This window comes from Stutzerimonas nosocomialis (assembly GCF_005876855.1).
Lineage (GTDB): Bacteria > Pseudomonadota > Gammaproteobacteria > Pseudomonadales > Pseudomonadaceae > Stutzerimonas > Stutzerimonas nosocomialis.
Genome location: NZ_QLAE01000003.1, coordinates 169,376 through 191,614, shown reverse-complemented (window position 1 = coordinate 191,614; position 22,239 = coordinate 169,376). Strand labels below are relative to the sequence as shown.

Here is a 22,239-nt window from a genome sequence, read left to right as displayed (position 1 = left end):
AGGTCGGTCATTGGTATTCCCCCAGTAAAATGCGTCCGGACGAGCAGGGTGCGTCGCCGTTGCGGTAGGCAAAATGCAGCTTGTTGCGCTCGCGATCGAAGCGCAGGGTGAGATGCAGCCGATCCCCAGGCCGTGCGAGTTGCTGAAACTTCAGCACCTCCATTCCACGGAACAGCGGCGGCAGGTCCATCAGTTGGCGCGCCAGGCTCAGGGCCCAGTCTATTTGTACGACGCCCGGCAGCACCGGGGTCCCGGGAAAGTGCCCGGTGAAATGGGCCAGGTCCACCGGCACCCCGAGTTCGAGGAGCCAGTGGTCGTCGGTCTGGTGTTGCGATAGCGAATCGGGCAAGCGCACGCGGGGCGCGGCGAGGCAGCGTTCGATCTCCGCTTGCGGCAGCTTGCCCTGGGCGTTGCAGGGCAGTTCCAGGGTCAGGCGCCAGCGTCGCGGCAGCGCGAGGGGCTCGCAATGGCCGGCCAGATGCGTGCGCAGTGCCTGGGTGAGGGCACGGCGTCCCTTGTTGCGCAGCGCATGAAGGCCGGCGCCGCTCAGCGCGACGAGCGCGCCGAGGGCGTCGCGGTTCTCGCGGACCACCCCCAGGCGGGCTTCCTTGACCCAGGGATGCTCGGCCAGCGCCGCCTCGAGCATGGGCAGCGACACCCGTTTCTCTTCCAGCTTGACGATACGGTCGACCCGGCCGAGCAGTTCGAAGCGGCCGTCGTCCCTCATCAGGGCGGCGTCGCTGGTCTGTTCGCATTGTCCCTGTGGCAGGTACGGCGAGCGGACCTGCAGGGCACCGTCCTCGCGCTGGCTCAGCTGCACGTCGGCAAAGAGGGTCCATGCGGTTTCGCCGGCGCGCCAGGCGATGCCGCCGGTTTCGGAGCTGCCGTAGATTTCGGTGGGCCACTGGCCGAGGCGGGCCTGCAGCTGCGCGGCGGCCTGCCCCGGCAGCGCGCCGCCGGAGGAAAAGACCTTGCGTACCGGGCGCAGGGCGTCCCAGTCGAGGTTGTCGCCCATGCGCTTGAGCAGCGCCGGGCTGGTGACCCAGCAGAACGGCGTATGCGCGCGGCTGGCCAGCTGCAGGTCTTCGGCGAAGGGCAGGGCGCGGCGCAGGAACGGGCGGCCCGCGCAGAGCGGCCAGAGCACCCGGAACAGCAGGCCGTAGATGTGTTGCGCCGCGACGCTGGCGACCACGCAGGCATCGCCGAGTGCGGTGCCCCACAGCCGTTCCAGCGCCTCGACCTCGTTGGCCAGCTGACGCATATGCTTTTCGATCAGTTTCGGCTCGCCGCTCGACCCCGAGGTGCAGAGCACCAGGCGGCAGCTGTCCGGGTCGAGCGCCGCGGGTTCCAGGGCTTCGCCGTAGAGCTGGTCGTAGCGGTGGTCTTCGGGCTGGTCGCTCAGCCACAACTCGACCCGGTCGGCCAGGCGCGCGCGACTGGCCGGTTGAAGATCGGCCGGCAGCCAGACGCATACGCCCGCGCGCCAGGCGGCGAGCAGCACCACCGCCATCTGGCCGGCATCTTCAAGATGCACCCCGATATGACCGACGCCGCGCTCGCGCAGGCCGCCGGCCAGGCGCAGCGCCTGTGCCTGCAGTTCGGCCAGCGAAAGGGTGGGCGCCAGGGCGACGTCCCGGCCCGGACCTGGGTGACGGCACAGCAGGCTGGCCAGTGGAATCCAGCTCATGCGAGCCTCCTGACGCGCTGCCTGACCAGCCACTCGACCGCGAACAGCGCGCCCATCAGCAGGTAGGCGATCAGCCCGGTGTAGAGCGTCCACCAGGCCAGCGGGGCCCAGAGCGTCAGGGCGGTGGCGATGGTGCCGTTGACGATGAAGAAGCCGACCCATACCCAGGTCACCGTCCGCGTGTAGCGGACGGCACGCGGCGGCAAATCGGGCTCGCGCAGCCGCGCCAGGCGCTCCACCACGGGCTGTCCGCTGGCCAGGCTGCTGGCGAAGACCAGGAGCAGGGCGAGGTTGATCAGCACCGGGTACCAGCGCAGCAGCGTCTGGTCATCGGAAAGGCCGATCAGCACGCAGAACCCCAGCGCGACGGCCGCCGAGCCGCTCAGCATCGCGCTCCGGGGCCCGCCGAGCAGGCGCAGCAGCCAGAGCGCGCCGAGCAGCAGCGCGATCAGGCGCGGCGACAGGTGCTCCATGCCGAAGTACACGGCGAACGGGTAGCACAGGCCGGCCAGCAGCAGGGCGAGGCTGACCAGCCGGGGCATACCGGGGCTGCGATGAGAGGTTGACGCGTCCATCGGACTGCAAGCCTGCTGCGTGATGTCGGTGAATGGGAGTCGGTCGCGGCGGCGCTCAGGCCGCCTCGGGGTTCATCATGCGATGGACGGCCTCGACCACGTCGCCGACCGTGCGCACGCTCTTGAACTCTTCGGCGGCGATCTTCTTGCCGGTCTTGCGCTTGATGTGGTCGATCAGGTCGACCGCATCGATGCTGTCGATCTCAAGGTCCGTGTACAGGTTGGCTTCGAGGCGGATGCGTTCGGGTTCCAGCTCGAAGAGCTCTACCAAAGCCTCTTGCAGGGTCAGGAAGATGTCGTTGCGGCTATTCACGGTAGGCCTCTCCTTAGGCAGTGGCGCGGTTGGCTTCGATGAAGGACGCCAGGCTGTTCACGCTGGCGAAGTGCGAGCGGGTGTCCTTGGCGTCGGCATCGATCTTGATGCCGAAGCGCTTCTGGATCGCCAGACCCAGCTCCAGGGCGTCGACCGAGTCGAGTCCCAGCCCGTCGCCGAACAACGGCTGATCACTGGCGATGTCGTGCGGGGCAATGTCTTCCAGGCCCAGGGCGTCGATGATCAGGTGCTTGATCTCAAGCGTGAGTTGGCTCATCGAATGCGAGCTCCTTTATGTAGTGTTGGTGCAGATGATCGTTGAGTTGCCGGGAGGCAATGGGCGCCGCTCCCCGTGCGGCGAACGCCTGCGGATCGATGTCGTCGCCGACCCGCAGGTGAAAATGGAAGCGTCGTGCCGGAATGCGGTACCAGGGCTCGGCCTTGGTCAGGGTCGTCGGGTTCACGCGGATCACCACCGGCGTCACGCAGCGGGCGCCCCGCAGCGCGATGGCTGCCGCGCCGCGATGGAAGGTCGGCGCCTGGCCCGGAACGGTGCGCGTCCCTTCGGGGAAGATGATCAGGGTCTGACCCTGTCGCAGGGCGGTGGCCGCCTCGTCGAGCATCTCGGCGCTGCCGTCGTTGCTGATGTACTGCGCGGCGCGGATCGGGCCGCGGGTGCAGGGGTTGTTCCACAGGCTCTGCTTGACCACGCAATTGGCGTCGCGAATCAGCGCGATGAGCACCACCACGTCGATCAGCGAGGGATGGTTGGCGATCACCAGCTGACCGGGACGGCCCAGCCGCTCGGCGCCTTCGACCTCATAGGTGAACACGCCGCTGCGGTACACGAAGCGCACGAACAGCCAGAACAGCCGGCTGATCGTGGCGCGCGCGCGACGACGATGGTCGTCGGCCGTGCCCGGCAACAGCGAGAGCAGGGGGAAGACCAGCAGGCGCAGGCACAGGCCGCCGAGGCCGAACAGCGCGAACGACAGCGCGGTGGCGAACAGACGCCACCACCAGTTGCCGGAAGTCCGGGGCTTCAGTGAGTCCGTTGCCAGTTCCATACGCGCTTCTTCCAGTGATGCAGGCCATGGGTTTGCTCGCCCGACAGCAGGCGGATCAGCTGCAGGGCATGGGGCAGGGCTGGCAGCGAGCGGTTCTCGGTCGCCTGGCCCAGGCTCAGCGTCCAGTCGGTGCCGGGTGTCAGCAGCAGGGCCAGGGCATAGGGAAAACGGACGTCATCCGTCCAGGGTTCGTAGAACGTCGGCGGGAGATCTTCGGCGATCACCACCAGTGCCGCGTCGGCGCCGTCGGCCAGGAGCATGGCGGCTTCCATCACGGCATGCTCGAGCCCGTCGCCCTCGGCTGCCAGGGCGGTCATCTCGCTGCGGTCGCCGCGCAGGATCGACCACAGGCCGATGATCGCGTTGTGTACCGAGAGGCTGAACTGGGTCGGCGACAGGGGTTCGCGCTGCGCCAGGTCGGCGAGCAGGGCGAAGGTGCGCGGTGTCTCCCCATGCCGCGAGGCATAGACCAGCGGCATCGCCGGGCGGCCCTCGGCGAGCGGCGTCGCGACACTGAAGACCATGCGCGCCAGGCGGCTCATGCGGCGTCGCTGCATGGGCGGGAGAAAGGCGACGTCGGGCTGGGCCTCGCTGGCATCCGGCTGCCAGGGCGCGGCAGCCCAGTGCGCCCAGTCAGCCGGACTTTCCAGCCCGGGCGCCCAGGCCTGCCATTGCTCGAGGTTGAATGAAATCACGCGACGTCTCACGGGCTCGTGGGGAGCCATCTGAAATCACGGCGCGCTGACGTCCCTGTAACATCAAATATCGCCGCCGGGAAAGGTCGGCATTATCCAGCCGGCATCCGGGCCAGGCAAACGATGGCGGCGATAACCGGATAAGAGGTCACTGTCAATGATGTCAAGTGGCCTGTTTTTCCGCAGTCAAGGCCTTATTTGGTCAGGTGGTTCTCAAATCGGGATATTTTTCTTGGGGATGGCCAGCACCTGCTCAGATGCCCTGCTGGCGCAGCCAGGCGAGCAGCTGTGGCAGAGGCATCGCTCCGCTTTGGCGTGCCTTCTCGCGCCCGTCGCTGAACAGGATCAGGCTCGGAATCGAGCGGATGCCGAGCTGGCCGGCCAGCGCCGGGTTGGCTTCGCTGTCGAGCTTGGCCAGGCGACAGCGCCCGACCAGCTGAGCTGCGGCCTGCTCGAAGATGGGCGCGAAGCTCCGGCAGGGGCCGCACCAGCTGGCCCAGACATCCACCAGCAGCGGCAGGTCGCCCTTGGTCTGGCTGGCGAAGTTCGACTGCTCGAGGGTGAAGGGCGTGCTGCTGAGCACCGGCTGTTTGCAGCGCCCGCAACGTGGCGACTGGTCCAGGCGGGCGGCCGGAATGCGGTTGAGCCCCGCGCACTGGGCGCAGGGGACGACGAGCTGATCGTTCATGGCGGGCTCCGGTGGTGGCTGGGGTGAATGTGGAGATGACGGGCACCGATCTCAAGGCCGGGCATCGGTTCTATCAGCGATCTCGATAGTCACCATAACCAGCCTTTACTTCTGCCCTGGCGGGGGCGCGAGGATTATCGAGTCACCGGGCCGTTCGCCCGCTTCGACAGAGGATCTTCGCCATGAACCATTTCGCCGCCATCGCCAGCTTCGTCACTGCTTCCGCGTTCGCCAGCGTGGTCAGCGCCGAGCATCACCAGAAGGCCCCCGCCGGCGCCGCGCAAGCGCCTGCCGCCGTCACCGCGCAACTGGACAGCCGCCACGCTGACGATTCGCGCCAGGCCAAATGAAGGTCGCCCGTCGGCTGGCCGATCTCAATGCCTATGGCATCACCCATGCGCGGATCGACGAGCGCGGCATTCACTTCGAATCCGAGCTCGCCGTTCAGTTGGCGGACGGCACGGTGACCACGCTGCGCATGCCCACCGGGCTGGATGAGCGCCTGGCGATCCAGCGCCTGCTGTGCGGCGGCGATCGATGTTGACGCGCTGGGTCGCCGCTCAGAGCGGCGTCAGGGGCCAGAACAGCGGAATGACGGCCGTGCCCACCAGCCACAGCAGCAGGTTGAGGGGGATGCCCACCTTGAGGAAGTCGGCGAAGCGGTAGCCGCCGGCGTTGTAGACGAAGGTGTTGGTCTGGTAGCCGATCGGCGTGGCGAAGCTCGCGCTGGCGGCGAACATCACCGCGACCACGAAGGCGCGCGGGTCCACCCCCAGGTGTTGCGCCAGGCCGATGGCGATCGGCGTGACCAGTACCGCCACCGCGTTGTTCGACAGGAGCTCGGTCAGTACCGAGGTCAGCAGGTAGATGAACGACAGCATCAGCAGCGGTCCCGCCCAGGGCAGCACGCCCATGACGTTCTGCACGATCAATGCGACCAGCCCGACCTTGTCCATCGCGATGCTGATCGCCAGCATGCCGAAGATCAGCGCCAGGATTTTCCAGTCCACCGCCTTGTAGGCATCGTCCACCTCCAGGCAGCGGGTCGCCAGCACGGCGACCGCGCCGATGATCGCCAGGCCCTCGATCGGCATCACCTTGAAGGCCGCCAGCAGCATCACGGCCAGGGTGATGACGATGGCGATCGGCGCCTGTTCGCGACGATAGGCGCGTTCCTGCACGGTGTTGAGGCTGATCAGGTCGCCGTTGTCGGCGAAGCGCTTGATCTGCTGCGGAGTGCCCTCGACCAGCATCACGTCGCCGAACTGCAGTTCGAAGTCATCCAGGTTGCCCTGGATGTTCTCGTCCTGGCGGTGCACGGCGAGTACCGCCATGCCATAGCGCGCCGTCAGGTCGAGGTCGCGCATCGGCCGGTGGCTGTAGCGCGAGTTACGGCCGACGATGGCCTCGGCGAGCACCACGTCGTGGCTGCTGATGGTCTGGAAGGCGTCGTTGCGGTTGAAACTCAACTGGCCGCTGCCGCGCAGTTCCACCACATCCTTGACCTGGCCGTGGATGACCAACTGGTCGCCGGCCATCAGCAGGGTGTCGTGGGGCGGCTCGCTGATCTGCTGGTCATCGCGAAACAGCTTGAGCACCTGCAGGCCGCTGCCGCCGTTGAGGTTGGCCTCGGCCAGGGTCTTGCCGACCATGGGCGAATCGTTCGGCACCAGCAGCTCGGTCATGAAGGTGCGGTCCAGGTTCGGTCGCAGCTGCTTGGACAGGCTGTCGCGCTCGGGCAGCAGCCGCCTGCCGATCGTCAACATGTAGGCCATGCCCGCTGCGGCGAACAGCAGGCCGGCTCCGGTGAGCTCGAACATGCCGAAGGGTTCGAGGCCGGCCTTTCTCGCCACGCCGTCGACCAGAATGTTGGTCGAGGTGCCGATGATGGTCAGGGTGCCGCCGAGGATGGTGGCGTAGGAAAGCGGGATCAGCAGTTTCGAGGGCTGGGTGCCGGCGCGCTTGGCGAGGGAGATGGCGACCGGCGTGAGGATGGCCACCACCGGGGTGTTGTTCAGGAAGGCCGAGACGGCCAGGGCCGTGATGGTCAGGCCGGCGAGCACGCGGGTGGGGCTGGTGCCCACCAGGTCGCCCAGCCAGTTGCCGAGCGCGTCGATGCAGCCGGTTCGCTCGAGCGCCGCGGAAATCACGAACATGCAGGCGATGGTGACGGGCGCCGAGTTCGACAGCACCCCCAGCACCTCGGCTGGCGTCAGCAGCTGGCTGACCAGCAGCGCCGCCACGGCGATACCGGCGACCACGTCGGGGCTGCGGGTTTCCCGGATGAAGGCCACCAGTACGCAGATCAGCAGGGCGCAGACGAACAGCAGCTGCAGCGAAACACCGAACATGGACATCCTTAAGTGCGTTGGAATCTCGTGTGAGGTATCAGCGCAAGGCGAAACCACTCAAGGTGCGCACGATAGAGGGCTACGCTTAGACAGTCTAAGAATGTTTGGACAGGTTTATATGCCCTTTAGCTATGAATGTTTCACGACCAGCGCAGGACCGGCCAGCCTTCGTGCTGTGCCTGCTCGGCCAGCATCGGGTCGGGATTGACCACATGGGCGAAATCGACCCGCTGCAGCAGCGGCAGGTCATTGATGGAGTCCGAATAGAAGTGTGCACCGGCGAGCGACTCGCCTTGGTCGGCGAGCCATTGTTCCAGGCGCCTGACCTTGCCCTCGCGGTAGGTCAGCACGCCGCGGGTCGCACCGCTGTAGAAGCCGTGCCGCTCCTCGAGGTCGATCGCCAGCACCTCGTCGATGCCCAGCCGCTCGGCGATGGCGCTGACCAGAAAGTGCGCCGAGGCGGAAATCACCAGGATCCGGTCGCCGGCCATGCGGTGCGCGGTGATGCAGCGCATGGCATCGCTGTAGATCAGCGGCTCGATCACATCCTCGACGAAGGGCGTGACGACGTGGGCCACTTCTTCGGCGGTGCGCCCCACCAGCGGCGCCAGGCTGAAGGCCATGTAGTCCTCCATCGCCAGGCGGCCGAAGGCGTATTCGGCCATCAGTTCGGCGTCCTTGCGCAGGAAGGATTCGCCATCGACCCAGCCGATCTTGGCCATTTCATGGGACCAGAGGCTGGCGCAGTCGCCGTCGATCAGGGTTTCGTCCAGGTCGAAAATCGCCACTGCCATCAGGCTACCTCGTGGATTGCCGAAGCGTCGATGGTAAGGCCTACCGGGTGGCCGTGGGGGTAGAGGTCGGCGGCCGAGCGGTTCAATACGTCCACCGTCAGCTCCACGCCGCGCGCCTCGACCCGGTAGCGGATCACGTTGCCCAGCAGGCTGTGGCTCTTGATCACCGCCTCGATCGCACCTTCGCGGGCGACGCCGATGGACTCCGGGCGAATCGCGATGCGCGCGTTCACCGGTGCCGCCAGCAGACGGCTGGCCGCCTCGGGTTCGAGCAGGTTGTAGTTGCCGATGAAGCCGGCGGCGAAGGCATTGGCCGGTGCGGTATAGAGCGTCTGCGCGTCGCCGCCCTGGACGATCTGCCCGGCGTTCATCAGGAGGATGCGATCGGACATCACCAGCGCCTCCTCCTGATCGTGGGTCACGAAGATCGTGGTCAGGCCGACCTCCTGCTGGATGGCCCTGATCTGCTCGCGCAGGTGCTTGCGGATGCGCGCGTCCAGCGCCGAGAGCGGTTCGTCGAGCAGCAGCAGGCGTGGGCGGGTCACCAGCGAGCGGGCCAGCGCCACTCGCTGGCATTGCCCGCCGGACAGCTGCGCGGGATAGCGCGCGGCGAACTCGGCGAGTTCCACCAGTTCCAGCACCTCGGCAACGCGAGCGGCGCTTTCGTCGCGGGCGACCTTCTGCATGCGCAGCCCGAAGGCGACGTTCTGCGCCACGGTCATGTTGGGAAACAGCGCGTAACTCTGGAACACCATGCCGATGCCGCGTTTCTGTGGCGTCAGCGGCACCAGGTCCTGGCCGTCGAGCAGGATGCGCCCGCCGTTGACCTCGGTCAGCCCGGCGATGCAGCGCAGCAGGGTGGATTTGCCGCAGCCCGAGGGCCCGAGCAGGGTGACGAATTCGCCCTTGGCGATCTCGCAATCGATGTCGCTGAAGACGGAGGTCGCGCCGTAGTGCTTGTGCAGACCCTGAATCGACAGATAGCTCATGGATGATCCTTGTAGCGGCTCACGCCGGGCGGTCCCTGTTCAGCCGGTTGGCGGCCCAGGTGAACACCAGCACGAAGAAGAAATAGGAAATCACCAGCGCGCTGTTGAAGTGGCCGCTGCTGTTGCGCATGTTGTTCAGGTAGACCTGCAGCGTCTCGTAGCGGGTGCCGACCAGCAGATTGGCGAAGACGAACTCGCCGAACAGGAACGAGAAGGACAGGAACAGCGACACCATCAGCCCCTTGCGCAGGTTCGGCAGCACCACCAGGAAGGCCGCCTTCCAGGTGCTGGCGCCGAGCAGTTGGGCGGCGTCCATCAGGTCGCGCAGGTTGATCGCCTGCAGGTTGTTGGTGATGGCCCGGTACATGAACGGCAGGGCGATGGTGAAGTAGGCGCCGATCAGGATCCACGGCGTGCCGACCATGGCCAGGGGGCCGGAGCCGTAGAGTTGCAGCAGGCCCACGGAGGACACCACCGGCGGCACGGCGAAGGGCAGCAGGATGAGGATGTTCATCAGCCCGTCGAGCCTGGGGAAGTGGTAGTGCACCACGAACAGCAGCGGCAGGATCAGCACCAGCGACAGGGCCAGCGCGCCGAAGCAGACCAGCAGCGACTGGCCGAACGCGGCCAAAAAGCGCGCGTCGCTCCACAGCGCGGCGTACCACTTGAGCGTCAGCCCGTCGGGCAGCACCGAGGCCGACCAGCTGCTGGCGAGCGAGTACAGCAGCGTCGCGGCCAGCGGCAACAAGAGGATCACAAACAACAGGTACACCACGCTGCGGTGGTAGATCGACTCAGCGCGCCGCATGGTAGCTCCTGCGCAGCAGCAGTTGGTGGGCCAGGGTGATGACCGCCATCAGCCCCACCAGCACCATCGACAACGCGCTGGCCAGGTTCGGATCCAGCGAGATGTCGCCCGCCACGAGGCCGGCGATGCGGATCGGCATCACGTTAAAGTTGCCGGTGGTGAGGTAGTACACCGTCGCGTAGGCGCCAAGCGCGTTGGCCAGCAGGATGACGAAGGTCCCCAGCAGCGCCGGGGTCAGTACCGGCAGGCCGATGTGGCGCCAGAACTGCCAGGTCCCGGCGCCGAGCAGCGCCGCAGACTCGCGCCAGTCCTGGCGCAGCGCATCGAAGGCCGGGTAGAGCAGCAGCACGCCCAGGGGAATCTGGAAGTAGGTGTAGAGCACGATCAGACCGGTTTTCGAGTAGAGGTTGAAGTCCTCGATGATCCCGGCCTGCTTGAGGAGGATGGTCAGCGCGCCGTTGAAGCCCAGCAGGATGATGAAGGCGAAGGCCAGCGGCACGCCGGCGAAATTGCTGGTCATGTTGGAAAAGGCCATGACGAAGTCGCGCAGCCTGGAGTCGACCTGGCGCAGCGAGTAGCTGCCGAAGATCGCGATCAGCATGCCGAACAGGCTCGACCAGAAGGCGATCTGCAGGCTGTGTTTGATCGATTGCAGATAAAACTTCGAACTGAAGATCTTCTGGAAATGCGCGAGCCCCCAGCCGTCCGGCGTGTTGAGGCTGTTGAGGGCGATCCAGACCAGTGGGGCGATCTGGAAGACGATGAAGAACGCCGCGAAGGGCAGCAGCCAGAGCAGCGCCAGCCACTTGCGCGAACCGGGAGCGCTGCGGGCGCGCACGGGTTCGGCAGGCGCCACGGCGGCGGTCTTGGGCGTTTCGTCGAGCGGGGCGCTCATCCCAGCAGCTCCCGGCACAGCGGCTTGTCGTGGGGTACGCCGAGCAGCTCGCAGACGGTGCCGCACAGTTCGGTCTGCGACGGTGCGGCGCTGGCGCAGAGGCTGAACGCCGAGCCGAGCACGAACAGCGGGACGTCGCGCTCTTCGGCCAGCAGCCCGTTGTGCGAGCGGTCGCGGTTCATCCCGTGGTCGGCGGTGACCAGCACCTGATAGCCGTCATCGAGCCAGCGCTGCAGGTACTCGGCCAGCAGGATGTCGGCGCGGCGGGCGGCGTTGCGGTATTCGGCCGAATCCAGGCCGTGGCGGTGGCCGGCGTCGTCGATGTTCATCGGATGCACCAGCAGGAAATCCGGCTCGTGGCGCAGCCGCAGGCTTTCCGCATCGGCGAACAGATGCGAGTCGGGATAATGATCGGCGTAGTAGAAATGGCCGCGCTGGATGGGCAGCTCCGGCGTGTCGCTATGGCGGTCGCGCGCCGGCTGGAAGGGCGCGCAGTTATACAGCTCGCTGATCCAGTGATAGGCCGCGGCGGCGGTGCTGCGCCCGGCGTCGCGGGCGTAGTGGAAGATGCTGCGCTCGCCCGACAGGCGCACCACATCGTTGTGCACGATGCCGCTGTCGATCGGCCGGACCCCGGTGAGGATGCATTCGTACAGCGGCCGCGACAGTGCGGGCAGCTCGCATTGCAGGCGGTACAGGGCGGCGCGTCCGGCCGCGCAATAGGCCTGCAGGTGCCCCATTGCATGCTCGGCGACCTGGTGGCTGAGGCCGTCGAGCACCACGAGTATGACTTTGTGCATCCTGCGCTCCCGGTTGATCGTTCGCCGGCGAGCGGCTCGGGCCGCTCGCCGTTGGCGGTCATTCCATCTCGATGATCACGTGCTCCTGCCACTGCTGCGGCAGCGCCTTGGAAGTGGCCTCCCAGGCCGCGCTGTCCTCGATCGGCTTGACCTTGGCGTACTGCTCGTTGGGCAGCAGCTTGGCCTGGACCTCGGCCGGCAGGGTCAGGTGCTCGGCGCGGATCGGCCGTGCGTTGCCCTTGGCGAGGTTGATCTGCCCGGCGTCGGAGAGGATGTACTCACGTGCAAGCTTGGCGGCGTTCGGGTGCCTGGCCCATTTGTTGATGATCGTCGTGTAGCCGGAAATCACCGAGCCGTCGGCGGGGATCAGGACCTCGAACCGGTTCGGATCGATCTGGTCGCGGTAGGACAGGCCGTTGAAGTCCCATACCACGCCCACTTCGACCTCGCCGCGCTCCAGGGTCTGGATGGTGGGGTTGGACAGCGACAGGCGGCCCTGCCTGGCGATCTCGGCGAAGTAGTCCAGGCCCGGCTGGATGTTCTTCTCGTCGCCGCCGTTGGCGATGGCCGCCGCCAGCACGCCGTTGACGGCTTGTGCCGCCGCGCTGACGTCGCCGATGGCGACCTTGTACTTGCCTTGCTTGAGTTCGGCCCAGGAGCTGGGCACGTCCTTGACCAGCTGCTTGTTGACGATGAAGGCGATCGAGCCGGTGTAGGCGAGCATCCAGTGGCCGTCCTGATCCTTGGCCCACTCGGGAATCTGCTCCCAGGTGGTGGGCTTGTACGGCTGGGTGACGCCCTGCTGCACGGCGATCGGGCCGAAGGCGGCGCCGACATCGCCGATGTCGGCGGTGGCGTTTTCCTTCTCGGCGGCGAACTTGGCGATTTCCTGGGCCGAACTCATGTCCGTGTCCTGGTGTTTGAGGCCGTATTGCTTGGCCAGGTCCTCCCAGGTGTCCTTCCAGTTCGCCCAGCTGTCCGGCATGCCGACGCTGTTGATGGCGCCTTCTGCGCGCGCGGCCTCTTCGAGGCGCTTCAGATCCGTATCCGCAGCGTTCGCCGATGTCGCCAGGGCGATCGCCGATCCCAGCAGTGAAGCCAGCAGCAGCCGTTTCATTCGAAGCTCCTTTCGCAGATGTCAGGGTTGGTCTAGGTCAGCAAGACCCAAGCCAATCTAGGGCGTGCAAATGACAGTTTCATGTCCCCGGGCCGGGGGCGCGTACGGCTTCATCGCGCGGGCAGGGCGCCCACGAGAAGCCTAGCTCAGGCTCCGGTGCTTGCAGGACAAGGCTTGCGGGCAACGAGCCATTGGCACGGGCCCTGCTCATTCGACGGGCGAACAAGCGTTGTCACGGCGCATTCATCTGCGCCGCCTAGGCTTACTCGTCATGACGGTGTTTTCGGAGCAGGCAATGAAGCGCTTTTTTGGTGCTGGACTAGTCCAGAAAGAGGAGCCGTGATGCGGGATGAGGCACCCCGGGCGGTGACGGCCATATGCCGCGCCCTGCAGGAGCAGATCGGTCGCGGTTTGTTGCCAGCGGGCGGCAAGCTACCCGCCGAGCGCCAGCTCAGCGAGCTGTTCGATACCACCCGCATTACCCTGCGTGAGGCGCTGGGCCAGCTCGAATCGCAGGGGCTGATCTACCGTGAAGACCGCCGCGGCTGGTTCGTCTCGCCGCCCCGCATCGCCTATAACCCGCTGGTGCGCAGCCACTTCCACGCCATGGTCGGCGAACAGGGCCGGGTACCGGCCACCCAGGTCTTGTCGGCGCGCCTTATACCCGCCTCAGCCGAAATCTGCGCCTTGCTCGAGCTGCCGGCACTCTCGAGCGTCATCCAGATCCGCCGCGCCCGGCGCATCGACGGACGCCTGGTGCTGTACGTCGAGCATTACCTCAACCCGGCCTATTTCCCCGGCATCCTCGAACACGACCTGACCCGCTCGCTGACCGAGCTGTATGCCAGCGGGTACGGCATCCACTATGGGCGCGTGCGCTTCGACATGGTCCCGACCGCCCTGCAGGGCGACGCCGCCACCACCCTGCGCGTCGCCCCCGGCAGCCCCGCCCTGCGCATCACCCGCCTGAACCGCGACCAGCACGACCGGCTGATCGATTGTGATGTGGAGTACTGGCGGCATGATGCGATTCATGTGCGGGTGGAGGTGCCACAGTAGCTGCACATTGGGAGGTGTGGTTACCTCCGAGGTTGGACATGCAATTGAAAGTCAACCCGAAGGCTGTACATCCAGGGCCCCCTCAGTAGGTCACGATACCGGGGTTGGGATCGACGCTTGCCTGAAGCCCGTAGGTGCTGCTTCCAGATGGAGGCCGGCAGACTTCGACCATCCGGCCTCCGTTATTGCGGAGCGGTCGAAGGTTTCGGCGCGATGTTCAGCTAGCTGTAGCTTACGTATCGTGCCATCAGGTTGGGGACGGCTGAAGGTGTCGATCTGCGGAATGCGCTCGGTCATTTCCCACACCTTAGCCCTGAAGATTGGGCGGCGAGGTCTCGTTCGCTGATTAGCCAGTAAGCGGCTTCATCACTGGTTTCCAGATCGGCAGGCATGCCTGGGGTATAGGGCTGCCATTGACGTGGCGTGGGTTGCGTCACGGTGCATCTGCTGGGCGCTAAAAGGCGCCTGGCCAGTCGGTACAGGCTTGGGCGCCGGATACAGGGTTTCAAACCCAGTTGCTGTTCGCTGTCGCCTGCACTTGGCAGGCGTCCGTACTTGTCCTCAGCCATGTAGATGCTCTGGGGTGATAGGCGTCCAGCTCAATCGGGTAGCGCTGGACGGCGGGCTGGGGTGCGTGGCGGTGATGGGCTTGCTGCGCATGGCGATGTCCAGCGGGACGCGGTAATGCAGGTAGCCTCCGCGCCCAGCAACAGTGCAACATCCAGCGCTGCAGGGCGTCGAGGTGGTGATAGTTGTATAGCGTCTCACAGACGATCTGTAGCGCGGTGGCCGCCAGCCCCAAGGAGCTCAAGCGCGCCATATACGTCATGAAGCGCGGGCCGGGCGTGGCCCAGGCCGCCGCGCGTTTGCGGTTGGTGCTGCTAGGACGCATCAGGCCGGCCCCGCCGTTTGATATTCGCCCGTCAATGGTTGGAACAGCTTTGGAGTTCTACGTCGACGGTACGCCGGAGTTGGCGAAATCATCGCTTTTGGGCGTGGCATGAATGCCCTTGGCCTCCTGGCTGCGGTAATAGTCTTCGATGCTCAGGCTGGGGTCGATACTGGCGCGCAGGGCGCAGGGTTGCTGCTGCCAGGGGTGGATGGCCACTTCCTCTCTCAGGCTTTTGGGGGCGGAGCTGCGCTTCCAGCCTTCGAGGGTGCGGTCGCGCCAGTAGCGCTCGGGGCGACCGATGGCGGCATCGTGGGCAGCGGCAACGGGATCGAGGTGACGGCTCTGTTCCAGCACGGGCAGATCGGGCAGCGGCTGCTCGACGTCCATATAGCGCTGCAGGGTATCCCAGAAGGCGTACAGGTTGGCCTTGTCCAGACCCAGGCTGTGCATCTTCATGCCCAGGCAGACCTTGTTGTCGGTATAGCGGTGGTGCAGCCAGAGTACATAGTCATGCCCGCCATGGGGGGTGACCTGCAATTGCATTACGGGGTCGAATTCGTAGAAGGGCGCAACGAAGGGGGGGCGGAAACGTCTGCCGATCCGCACCATGCCGTCGCGTCGATTGAATCCGCTGCCGTCGTGGGTATAGATCAGGGAATAGAGGCCGATCAGCAATTCAACGCCGATAACGGCCATGAAAAGTAGAATGGCGCCAAACCAGAAGGCGGTTTGTTCACTCCAGTAGCCCCAGAATGTGCCTTGATTCCAGGCTATGGTTCCTGCAGTTAGTATTCCTAATACCGCCCCCAGGATATAAGCTGCCCAAGGTTTTGAAGAGCCATAAATAAATAGGCTCAATATCATTATTGCAAGCCCAAATGTTGTTACTAGAAAATCGCTATCATAAATATTTGCCAGCTTTAGCGTCCATGGCAAGAAGAAAAAAAATACACACATTATTTTTGATAGGAATAAGAAGTGTAGTAACTTGCCACTATTTTCAAAACTCCAACGCTCAGCATCGCAGTAAATTTGTTGTTTACGTTTCTCCTTTGTTTGTCGCTCGTAGGCCAGATGGGCTTCGCTCATCAACTGACCTTCGATCTCGGCTATCGAGTCCAGATTGGCGTAATGCCCCCATTTCAGGGCTGTGTCGAACAAGCCCTGCCTGTCGCGAATGGAGGCTGGCAGTGCAGGTAGTGCACTGCCACGATAGGCCGCAGGGCCGTAGATCTCCGTCGTCATGTCATACCTTGAATTCCAGGGTTTCGATCTGCCAGTAAGGCGCTTCGTCCGTTTGGGTGTCCGGCTTTGGCGGTAGGGCAAAAGCCGCTCGATAAGATTGCCAGGTTTTGGGACTCGGCTGCGGCAGTATCAGTCCGTCGGTACGGTCTGCCTGCTTGGCCAGGCGGAACTGGCCAAAGACCTTGAGGCGTTGGGTAACCCGCTGAGCATGGCGCTGCAGGGGCGTTTGCGTCATGACCGGGAATTGTTTGGGCAGAATGTAGAGCACAGAAGTATTGTCCAGCGGGTACGCCGACAATTTGGGTTCGTCGATAGGGCGGCGTTCTGGGTGCTCTACGTTGAAGACGCCGGTGAAGGGGAGGGTGGCCACCTCTTCCCTGGCGTAGAACTGAAAATGTTGAGCATCGAACATGCCCAGCAGCGGCGAATGGATGCGTACTACCCAGTCGTCACGCTCGAAGGGCTGTGCGGATACGCGGCGGCATTCTAGAACATTGTACAGGGGCGGCCGTTGCCTGTTGATGGTGTCAAGAGCAGAGCGCACGCTGGGTGGTGCCTGGTCGAGCCAATCACTCAGGCGGCTGGCCTGGATCATGGGTCTGCCGAGAATACCGATCAGTTGCTGGTAGGCAGTCTTCGGATCGCTGAGGTGGGCAAAGCGCTGGTCGTCGCCGAATACCTTATCGAGCATGCCGGTCTGGCCATGATCCTTGCCAAACGGCCCATTCTTCAGCAACGCCTCGATATCACTGTCGACCAGCCAGCCGGCCACTATGCTGCCGCCGATAAAGAGCACTGCGCCGGCCACCAACACCACTGGGTTGATACACATGCCTAAGGCGTAGGCCGTCCAGGCTGCTCCGCCTGCCGCTGCCACGCCATAGGCCAGCGCGGCATCGCGGTCGCCCTGGTGCCAGGCGCGCTTGGCGTCCCAGACGGTAATCGCTGTCGTAAAAAGCATGGCGCCACCCGAAAGCGCACGCAGCATTGGTAAGCGCGGGCTGCCCGTTTGTTCTGCCAAGTTCATGGCCCAGCGGGTTGAGAGTTTGGAGACATTGAAGCGAGGTTTGTTTAGAGCAGTTACGAGTTGGTTTTCACCACCAAGAATAAGTTTGGACAGATTTCCTGAAGCAACCACAAGATCTGCGGCTGCGGATAGGTATCCAGCACGGTAGCGATCCTCCCCATCCCCCGCTTCGCTTTTCAAGGCCCTCATCCCCTCAATCTGCGCACTCAGGTTATATAAGGCACAGGCCACAGCAACCACAGGTAGTGAGGGAGACTGAGCGACCGTGTCCATCTTGCTGGCGACGGCATGTCGCCAGGCACTGTATTTGACGACCTCAGGATGGTCGGCTGGCGCCGCGAAGATAACGCCAGGACCATAATTGGGTAGCCCCTGGCCCACCTGGCGAGGGCTGGTGGAGGCTACGACCTGCTTGTCGGCGTTCGTGACATTGGCGAATAGATAGTTCTTGCGAGTCAGCGCTACGCGCTCTGAAGTGGTCAGCCCGTTACTCAGCCCTTCACCCTGGATACCGATGATTCTCAGGTTCGCTGCCTGGGCTTGGGAATTGGTTACCAGTTGCACGCCGCGCCAGCTAGGCGAAAGCTTATCAAGGACGCCGAGTGTTGGGCCGAACAGTCGGTTGAAATGGATGGCCACCGTGACATCGGCTGCATGCAGTCGCTGAACCTGGGTCAGCACCGCCACGGAGAACGTATCCATAAAGTCGCCGATCAGCGCGTGCAGGTTCTTGTAGACCAGCCCTTTGTCCGTGTCTTGGGGATCGATATTGGCAACATGCAGCAGACTGCTCACGCCCATGAGGTTCGAGTCCGGGTCACGTTTTTTCGAGGCCAGAGCGATCAGGCGCGTTACCGCTTCGGGCAGGCTGCCATCCTGCTGTGCCAGGAAGTGCATGGTGAGAGGATGACGACCGCTCAGGAGTCGCTCGCTCAGTTGGAAGATAGAGCCTTGCAAGGGGTTGCTGGCGCTTGCCTGGGATAAGGCGTCGATGTGTTCGGGCAGTTTCCCGAGCGTGTTGAATATGTCGCTGAGTAGCTGATAGGGCTCCAGCAGGCGCTCATCATGGGTGTATTGCCAATCCCACAAAAGCGCCGCCAGCGGCACGTCTGATAGCAGGCTGACCAAGCGCTGGAGTTGCGAGGCGAGATGATCGCGGGCCAATTTGCGCTCGCCTTCGAAGACCGTGTCCCGTAGTTGTTCGAGATTCAAATGTTTCTTGAACTTGCCCAAGGGGCTTCGGGGGGCTTGCAGCACTGAACTGTATAGCGCGTGGGCATATTGTCCATTCGCCCGATGCGGCACCAGCGCATTGAGGGTAAGCAGATAGGACTCTGCCAGGCGCGCCTGGGCACAGGCATGTCTGAGTGCGAACAGTGGGTCATCGAGCATCAACCCCACCAGTCTCGGATAAGTACGCATATTGCGTTCGGCCAGCACATCCGTGCCGGCTTCCACGGTTGGCAGTGGCAGTGGCTGTGGCGCTTGGGTCGCGGCCGCCAGCTCTTCCAGGCGTAGCTGCATGCGGCTGCTCATTTCGTTCGAGGGGATGCTGCTGAGGCTGGGAGTGAACAGGGCGGGATCGCTCAGCAGGCTTTCGATGCTCAAATCACGCGCTCGAAAGCCGTCGGTCTGAGCGCTGATTACCACAGCCGGCATGGTCTGTGTTGGCCGCCATTGGCTCGCCCCCACGACGGCCGCCGACCAGGCGAAAGCGACGATCTGGGCGCGGCACTTGACGCGATTCTGATCCTCTTCGAGCCAGCGGATATATTCCCAAGTCCAGGGTTTTTCGCTGTATGCCAACAGGTAGTTGTTGGCGACGGATTGCCCTTGCACAAGGATGGGAATCAGTACCACCTGCTGCTGCTTGCCCACCGATGGCCGGTCATCGGCAGCAGCTCCGTTATCGGCCTGCTTGCGCCAATGGGCGAGGTCGACATCCTGCATATTGCCTTTGCCGTCGCACAAGACTTCACGCCAAAGCTTGCCATTCTGAAATACGTATATGCGACCAGGGCGTGGTAGTGCTCCGCGAGGCGCTTCGTTATAGGCATTATGGCCCGGCAGCCTGGCCAGCGGCATGATGGCCAGGAAGGTGTTCTGTTGGATGTTCTCTTCTTCGTCGTGGCTGCGCATATCCACAGCGATGGGCAGAGTGAGCCTGCCACCGTCCTCTCGCTCGATATTCAGCACGAGCCGCTTACGCTGAGCATCTTCGTATTGGGTGCGCTTGCGAACACCTTGCTCGATAGGTTGATCCTTCAACTCGCTCATGCGTCCTCCTCTGGGTCGAGCAGTTCAACCTGCCCGCCTTGTTCTGGGTCACCCCAGACGTCCACGATCAATTGTTGCGGCCCCGTGGCCCCTTTTTCAGTTGGAGCCGGCAACTGGTTGAGATTGGCAGTGCCGGTTTTCTCGCCTACTGGTGCGGTATCGGCAGGCTTGGGCAATGTCGGGGAGATGGGCGCCGCGCCCGACCCGTTCCCCAGACTTCCACCCGAGTTCATCTTGATTACCGGGCCGACCATCGTGATGCCGCTTGCGTCGAGTTTGATGAAGCTGCCGGCGGCTTTGAAGGTGAGCTCGCTGCCCGCTTCGAGGACGACTTTCAGGCCGCTGGAGAGGTGAATTTCATTGCCCGCCTCGACGAACTGTCCGGTGCCGATCTTCACGTGCTGGTTGTTGCCCACGGTGAGGTGGTCGTTGGCGCGGATTTCGGTCTTGCGGTCGGCGTGGGTGGTGCGGTGTTCTTCGGCGCGAAATTCGCTGTAGGCGTTGGCCTCGACGGTGTCGTGGCGTTCGTGGCCGACGCGGATCTTCTGGTCGTGCTCGATGTTTTCGTCCCAGTCGCGCTGGGCGTGGACGTAGATCTGCTCGGCGCCTTTGCGGTCTTCGATGCGCAGTTCGTTGTAGCCGCCACCGCCGGGGGAGCTCAGGGTCTTGAAGACACTGCGGGTCTTGTTGGCGGGCAGGTCGTAGGGGACGACATGTTCCTTGTGGTACAGGCAGCCGGTGACCAGGGGCTGGTCGGGGTCGCCTTCGAGGAAGGTGACCAGCACTTCCATGCCGACCCGCGGGATGGCGATGCCGCCGTAGCGATCACCCGCCCAGCTCGAACTGACACGCAGCCAGCAGCTGGTCTTGTCGTCGGCCTGGCCGTCGCGGTCCCAGTGGAACTGGACCTTCACGCGGCCGTACTGGTCGCAGTGGATTTCTTCACCGGCCGGGCCGGTAACGACGGCGGTCTGGCTGCCGAGCACCTTGGGTTTGGGGTGGTTCAGGGCCGGGCGGAAGGGGATGTCCCAAGGCGTGGCGGTGAAGTGGTTGCGGTAGCCCTGGGTAAAGCCGTCACGGGCGAGGCTATCGCTCGTCACCGACTCCTCCAGCACCTGCGGCTGTTTGCCTTCGTGGAGGATCTCGTTCAGCAGCCAGAGCTGGTTCCAGTCGCCGCGCGGGTGTTCGGTCAAGGCGAGGAAGTGGCCGGTGACCAGCTGCGGCTGGTCGCTCTCGCCTTCGGCCAGCTCGAAGTCGCTGCGGTGGCGTTCCAGGGCGCGTTGGGACAGGTGCTTGCCGCGGGCGCGGTCGGTGAAGCGGCCGGGGTAGTCGTAGTCTTCCAGGTCCGGCTGGAATTCGCTCTGAAAGGCGCCTTCCAGGGTCAGGCGCGGTTTCTCGAAGTCGTAGTCGCGGCGGGTGACGCGGCTGGCGCGGGTCTCGACCCGCAGGGCGAAGCGCTTGACCACCGGCTGGTCGGCCACCAGCCCGGAGTTCTGCTGATAGGCCACCGGTGAGAGCTTCGGGAAGCCCGTCTGGTCGTCGCCGAAGATCAGCACATGGCCCGCGGTGCTGTGCTGGAAGTGGTAGTGAATGCCTTCCTCCTCGCACAGGCGCTGGATGAAGTGCAGGTCGCTCTCGTCGTACTGCACGCAGTAGTCGCGCTCGGGGTAGACCGAGCCGAAGCCGAAGCGGAAGGCATTGGCCTGGATGCCATGCTCTTCGAGTACCTGACTGATGATCTTCTCCACCGTCAGGTGCTGGAAGATGCGCTGGTTGGTGCGGTGAGCCAGGTAGGCCAGCTGCGGGCGCAGGGTGATGTGATAGCGGGTCAGGCGCTTGCCCGAATCGCCCTGGGCGACGCGGTAGATCAGACCATGGATGCCGTTGCCGGCCGGCGAGAGGGCGAGGAAGGCGGGCTGGTGCAGCAGGGCTTCGAGATCGAGATCAGGGCGTTCGCTGACCAGTTCGAGCTCGAAGGCGAAGGGCTGCGAGAGCGCTTCCCGCCCCGTGAACGCGAGCACCTGCAGGTCGTGTGCGATGCCTTCGATGGCGAGGCTGAAATGGGTGTCGTTGGCCGGGTTGAACATTCCCTGTCCCTCTGTAACCAGTCCATGGCGGCGGACCCAGGAGGGTCCGCAAGGCGGCATCGCATGGTTGCCATGCCTGCCGTAGAGCGGATCGGCCCAAGAGGACGGTCCGCGGAAATCGGGTGATCATTTTCGCCTGTCTGGCGAAGCGGCCGTGTGAAGCACTGCGGTATTTGCCGAATGCGTCGGCCAGAAACGCATCGGCCAGGTAAACCTGGCCGATGGTGACTACCGATGTCCGTGCGGCCGATCCGGGCTTAGGCCGAGATCGGGGTGCGCCAGTCGTCGGAGCCGGAAGTACCGGAGACTTCGTGGGTCCAGACGATCTTGCGGTAGGTGAAGTAGACGTCTTCGAGGTGGGTGAAGTGGGACATGTTCGGGTCCTGGCAGTTCGGCATGCGCGACTGCACGTCGACGATCACGGCGTCTTCCAGCTCGATGGTGAAGTAGTGCTCCTGGGTACCGGTGGAGGAGGTGCGGTACCACTCCAGGCGGCACTTGGACAGGCGCTCGCCGGAGGTCAGGGCGTTGAAGATCAGCGGCGACGACTTGTCGAAAACCTTGGTGATCATCAGCGGCTTGTGAACGCGCTGGCCGGTGGGCTGGCCGGACTGTGGGTCACGCGGGATGATGACCTGGTGGTTGAATGCCTGAACCAGGATCTGGTCTTCGTGGCCTTCCTGGAAAATATTGCCTACCGAGTCCTCGGTGAAAGTACCGGCGGTGATCAGGCCTTGCTTGGTGCCTTCGAGGGACATATACGCGGGTGTTGGCATGAGCGCTCTCCTTGCCTTGTTGAATGCCGGATGGCGGACAAGTCATTACAAGGGACGTGCCACTCTGTGAAAAATCAATTAAATCAGTAGGTTAGCT

22 protein-coding genes are annotated in these 22,239 nt (G+C 64.2%); 3 read left to right on the top strand and 19 right to left on the bottom strand.

Annotation, left to right across the window (positions count from 1 at the left end):
* Window positions 1–7: 7 nt before the first annotated feature.
* The 7 genes from DN824_RS03015 to trxC all read right to left on the bottom strand — a co-directional run bounded on the left by DN824_RS03015 (window position 8) and on the right by trxC (window position 5,025).
* On the bottom strand, window positions 8–1,687 hold the full coding sequence (locus DN824_RS03015) for an ApeI family dehydratase (protein WP_138406918.1): 1,680 nt from the start codon (window positions 1,685–1,687) through the stop codon (window positions 8–10).
* Window positions 1,684–2,229, bottom strand: a complete 546-nt coding sequence (locus DN824_RS03010) for a COG4648 family protein (RefSeq protein WP_174236463.1) — start codon at window positions 2,227–2,229, stop codon at window positions 1,684–1,686. Before DN824_RS03010 ends, DN824_RS03015 begins: the two co-directional genes overlap by 4 nt.
* An 88-nt stretch (window positions 2,230–2,317) precedes the next feature.
* Window positions 2,318–2,575 (bottom strand): acyl carrier protein, encoded by a 258-nt coding sequence (locus DN824_RS03005; protein WP_138406916.1) that lies wholly within the window; start codon window positions 2,573–2,575, stop codon window positions 2,318–2,320.
* Between the two features lie 13 nt (window positions 2,576–2,588).
* Window positions 2,589–2,852 carry a phosphopantetheine-binding protein gene (locus tag DN824_RS03000; RefSeq protein WP_138406915.1) on the bottom strand — a complete coding sequence of 88 codons (264 nt, stop codon included), beginning with the start codon at window positions 2,850–2,852 and terminating at the stop codon, window positions 2,589–2,591.
* The gene (locus DN824_RS02995) at window positions 2,833–3,642 is read right to left on the bottom strand and encodes a lysophospholipid acyltransferase family protein (RefSeq protein ID WP_138406914.1); all 810 of its coding nucleotides are present in this window, start codon (window positions 3,640–3,642) and stop codon (window positions 2,833–2,835) included. Before DN824_RS02995 ends, DN824_RS03000 begins: the two co-directional genes overlap by 20 nt.
* Window positions 3,618–4,367: a beta-ketoacyl synthase chain length factor gene (locus DN824_RS02990; protein WP_138406913.1), complete on the bottom strand. Its 750-nt coding sequence runs from the start codon at window positions 4,365–4,367 to the stop codon at window positions 3,618–3,620. The genes DN824_RS02995 and DN824_RS02990 overlap by 25 nt, the downstream gene beginning before the upstream one ends.
* A gap of 223 nt (window positions 4,368–4,590) precedes the next feature.
* Complete coding sequence (gene trxC, locus DN824_RS02985) at window positions 4,591–5,025, bottom strand: thioredoxin TrxC (protein ID WP_138406912.1); 435 nt, start codon at window positions 5,023–5,025, stop codon at window positions 4,591–4,593.
* Window positions 5,026–5,207: 182 nt separating this feature from the next.
* Between trxC and DN824_RS22455 the strand changes: the two genes are divergently transcribed.
* Together DN824_RS22455 and ptrC are read left to right on the top strand one after the other, a co-directional pair.
* The gene (locus DN824_RS22455) at window positions 5,208–5,375 is read left to right on the top strand and encodes a hypothetical protein (RefSeq protein ID WP_158295325.1); all 168 of its coding nucleotides are present in this window, start codon (window positions 5,208–5,210) and stop codon (window positions 5,373–5,375) included.
* Window positions 5,372–5,569 (top strand): type III secretion system co-regulatory protein PtrC, encoded by a 198-nt coding sequence (ptrC, locus tag DN824_RS02980; RefSeq protein WP_138406911.1) that lies wholly within the window; start codon window positions 5,372–5,374, stop codon window positions 5,567–5,569. Before DN824_RS22455 ends, ptrC begins: the two co-directional genes overlap by 4 nt.
* Window positions 5,570–5,585: 16 nt before the next feature.
* On the opposite strand, the gene DN824_RS02975 is transcribed toward ptrC, so the two are convergent.
* The 7 genes from DN824_RS02975 to DN824_RS02945 all read right to left on the bottom strand — a co-directional run bounded on the left by DN824_RS02975 (window position 5,586) and on the right by DN824_RS02945 (window position 12,779).
* Window positions 5,586–7,376 (bottom strand): SLC13 family permease, encoded by a 1,791-nt coding sequence (locus DN824_RS02975; RefSeq protein WP_138406910.1) that lies wholly within the window; start codon window positions 7,374–7,376, stop codon window positions 5,586–5,588.
* Between the two features lie 140 nt (window positions 7,377–7,516).
* Window positions 7,517–8,170, bottom strand: coding sequence for an HAD family hydrolase (locus DN824_RS02970; RefSeq protein ID WP_138406909.1), 654 nt, complete (start codon window positions 8,168–8,170; stop codon window positions 7,517–7,519).
* Window positions 8,170–9,159: an ABC transporter ATP-binding protein gene (locus tag DN824_RS02965; protein ID WP_138406908.1), complete on the bottom strand. Its 990-nt coding sequence runs from the start codon at window positions 9,157–9,159 to the stop codon at window positions 8,170–8,172. Before DN824_RS02965 ends, DN824_RS02970 begins: the two co-directional genes overlap by 1 nt.
* Window positions 9,160–9,178: 19 nt before the next feature.
* Window positions 9,179–9,967, bottom strand: a complete 789-nt coding sequence (locus DN824_RS02960) for an ABC transporter permease (RefSeq protein WP_138406907.1) — start codon at window positions 9,965–9,967, stop codon at window positions 9,179–9,181.
* Entirely contained in the window at window positions 9,954–10,862 is a 909-nt protein-coding gene (locus DN824_RS02955) for an ABC transporter permease (RefSeq protein WP_138406906.1), read from the bottom strand. The genes DN824_RS02960 and DN824_RS02955 overlap by 14 nt, the downstream gene beginning before the upstream one ends.
* Complete coding sequence (locus DN824_RS02950) at window positions 10,859–11,662, bottom strand: alkaline phosphatase family protein (RefSeq protein ID WP_138406905.1); 804 nt, start codon at window positions 11,660–11,662, stop codon at window positions 10,859–10,861. The genes DN824_RS02955 and DN824_RS02950 overlap by 4 nt, the downstream gene beginning before the upstream one ends.
* 58 nt (window positions 11,663–11,720) lie before the next feature.
* Window positions 11,721–12,779: an ABC transporter substrate-binding protein gene (locus tag DN824_RS02945; RefSeq protein ID WP_138406904.1), complete on the bottom strand. Its 1,059-nt coding sequence runs from the start codon at window positions 12,777–12,779 to the stop codon at window positions 11,721–11,723.
* Window positions 12,780–13,121: 342 nt separating this feature from the next.
* Between DN824_RS02945 and DN824_RS02940 the strand changes: the two genes are divergently transcribed.
* Window positions 13,122–13,838: a UTRA domain-containing protein gene (locus DN824_RS02940; RefSeq protein WP_138406903.1), complete on the top strand. Its 717-nt coding sequence runs from the start codon at window positions 13,122–13,124 to the stop codon at window positions 13,836–13,838.
* A 90-nt stretch (window positions 13,839–13,928) separates the two neighbouring features.
* Here DN824_RS02940 and DN824_RS02935 read toward each other — a convergent pair whose 3' ends face one another.
* The 5 genes from DN824_RS02935 to DN824_RS02915 all read right to left on the bottom strand — a co-directional run bounded on the left by DN824_RS02935 (window position 13,929) and on the right by DN824_RS02915 (window position 22,142).
* On the bottom strand, window positions 13,929–14,135 hold the full coding sequence (locus DN824_RS02935; RefSeq protein WP_138406902.1) for a hypothetical protein: 207 nt from the start codon (window positions 14,133–14,135) through the stop codon (window positions 13,929–13,931).
* A gap of 652 nt (window positions 14,136–14,787) precedes the next feature.
* On the bottom strand, window positions 14,788–15,426 hold the full coding sequence (locus DN824_RS22845; protein ID WP_138406946.1) for a hypothetical protein: 639 nt from the start codon (window positions 15,424–15,426) through the stop codon (window positions 14,788–14,790).
* A gap of 550 nt (window positions 15,427–15,976) precedes the next feature.
* A complete protein-coding gene (locus tag DN824_RS02925; protein ID WP_138406901.1) occupies window positions 15,977–19,279 on the bottom strand; it encodes a hypothetical protein in 3,303 nt (1,100 codons plus the stop codon).
* The gene (locus tag DN824_RS02920) at window positions 19,276–21,366 is read right to left on the bottom strand and encodes a type VI secretion system Vgr family protein (RefSeq protein ID WP_138406900.1); all 2,091 of its coding nucleotides are present in this window, start codon (window positions 21,364–21,366) and stop codon (window positions 19,276–19,278) included. Before DN824_RS02920 ends, DN824_RS02925 begins: the two co-directional genes overlap by 4 nt.
* A gap of 257 nt (window positions 21,367–21,623) precedes the next feature.
* A complete protein-coding gene (locus DN824_RS02915) occupies window positions 21,624–22,142 on the bottom strand; it encodes an Hcp family type VI secretion system effector (RefSeq protein ID WP_138406899.1) in 519 nt (172 codons plus the stop codon).
* Window positions 22,143–22,239: the final 97 nt, after the last annotated feature.

Bases quoted from the DNA above. Each gene is read 5' to 3' on its own strand.
- DN824_RS02975 (WP_138406910.1), bottom strand. From the start codon at position 7,376: ATGTTCGGTGTTTCGCTGCAGCTGCTGTTCGTCTGCGCCCTGCTGATC.
- ptrC (WP_138406911.1), top strand. From the start codon at position 5,372: ATGAAGGTCGCCCGTCGGCTGGCCGATCTCAATGCCTATGGCATCACC.
- DN824_RS02935 (WP_138406902.1), bottom strand. From the start codon at position 14,135: ATGACCGAGCGCATTCCGCAGATCGACACCTTCAGCCGTCCCCAACCT.
- DN824_RS02950 (WP_138406905.1), bottom strand. From the start codon at position 11,662: ATGCACAAAGTCATACTCGTGGTGCTCGACGGCCTCAGCCACCAGGTC.
- DN824_RS03015 (WP_138406918.1), bottom strand. From the start codon at position 1,687: ATGAGCTGGATTCCACTGGCCAGCCTGCTGTGCCGTCACCCAGGTCCG.
- DN824_RS02920 (WP_138406900.1), bottom strand. From the start codon at position 21,366: ATGTTCAACCCGGCCAACGACACCCATTTCAGCCTCGCCATCGAAGGC.
- DN824_RS02960 (WP_138406907.1), bottom strand. From the start codon at position 9,967: ATGCGGCGCGCTGAGTCGATCTACCACCGCAGCGTGGTGTACCTGTTG.
- DN824_RS03010 (WP_174236463.1), bottom strand. From the start codon at position 2,229: ATGCCCCGGCTGGTCAGCCTCGCCCTGCTGCTGGCCGGCCTGTGCTAC.
- DN824_RS02925 (WP_138406901.1), bottom strand. From the start codon at position 19,279: ATGAGCGAGTTGAAGGATCAACCTATCGAGCAAGGTGTTCGCAAGCGC.
- DN824_RS22455 (WP_158295325.1), top strand. From the start codon at position 5,208: ATGAACCATTTCGCCGCCATCGCCAGCTTCGTCACTGCTTCCGCGTTC.
- DN824_RS02955 (WP_138406906.1), bottom strand. From the start codon at position 10,862: ATGAGCGCCCCGCTCGACGAAACGCCCAAGACCGCCGCCGTGGCGCCT.
- DN824_RS02915 (WP_138406899.1), bottom strand. From the start codon at position 22,142: ATGCCAACACCCGCGTATATGTCCCTCGAAGGCACCAAGCAAGGCCTG.
- trxC (WP_138406912.1), bottom strand. From the start codon at position 5,025: ATGAACGATCAGCTCGTCGTCCCCTGCGCCCAGTGCGCGGGGCTCAAC.
- DN824_RS03000 (WP_138406915.1), bottom strand. From the start codon at position 2,852: ATGAGCCAACTCACGCTTGAGATCAAGCACCTGATCATCGACGCCCTG.
- DN824_RS02970 (WP_138406909.1), bottom strand. From the start codon at position 8,170: ATGGCAGTGGCGATTTTCGACCTGGACGAAACCCTGATCGACGGCGAC.
- DN824_RS02945 (WP_138406904.1), bottom strand. From the start codon at position 12,779: ATGAAACGGCTGCTGCTGGCTTCACTGCTGGGATCGGCGATCGCCCTG.
- DN824_RS22845 (WP_138406946.1), bottom strand. From the start codon at position 15,426: ATGGCCGTTATCGGCGTTGAATTGCTGATCGGCCTCTATTCCCTGATC.
- DN824_RS02995 (WP_138406914.1), bottom strand. From the start codon at position 3,642: ATGGAACTGGCAACGGACTCACTGAAGCCCCGGACTTCCGGCAACTGG.
- DN824_RS02965 (WP_138406908.1), bottom strand. From the start codon at position 9,159: ATGAGCTATCTGTCGATTCAGGGTCTGCACAAGCACTACGGCGCGACC.
- DN824_RS02940 (WP_138406903.1), top strand. From the start codon at position 13,122: ATGCGGGATGAGGCACCCCGGGCGGTGACGGCCATATGCCGCGCCCTG.
- DN824_RS02990 (WP_138406913.1), bottom strand. From the start codon at position 4,367: ATGGCTCCCCACGAGCCCGTGAGACGTCGCGTGATTTCATTCAACCTC.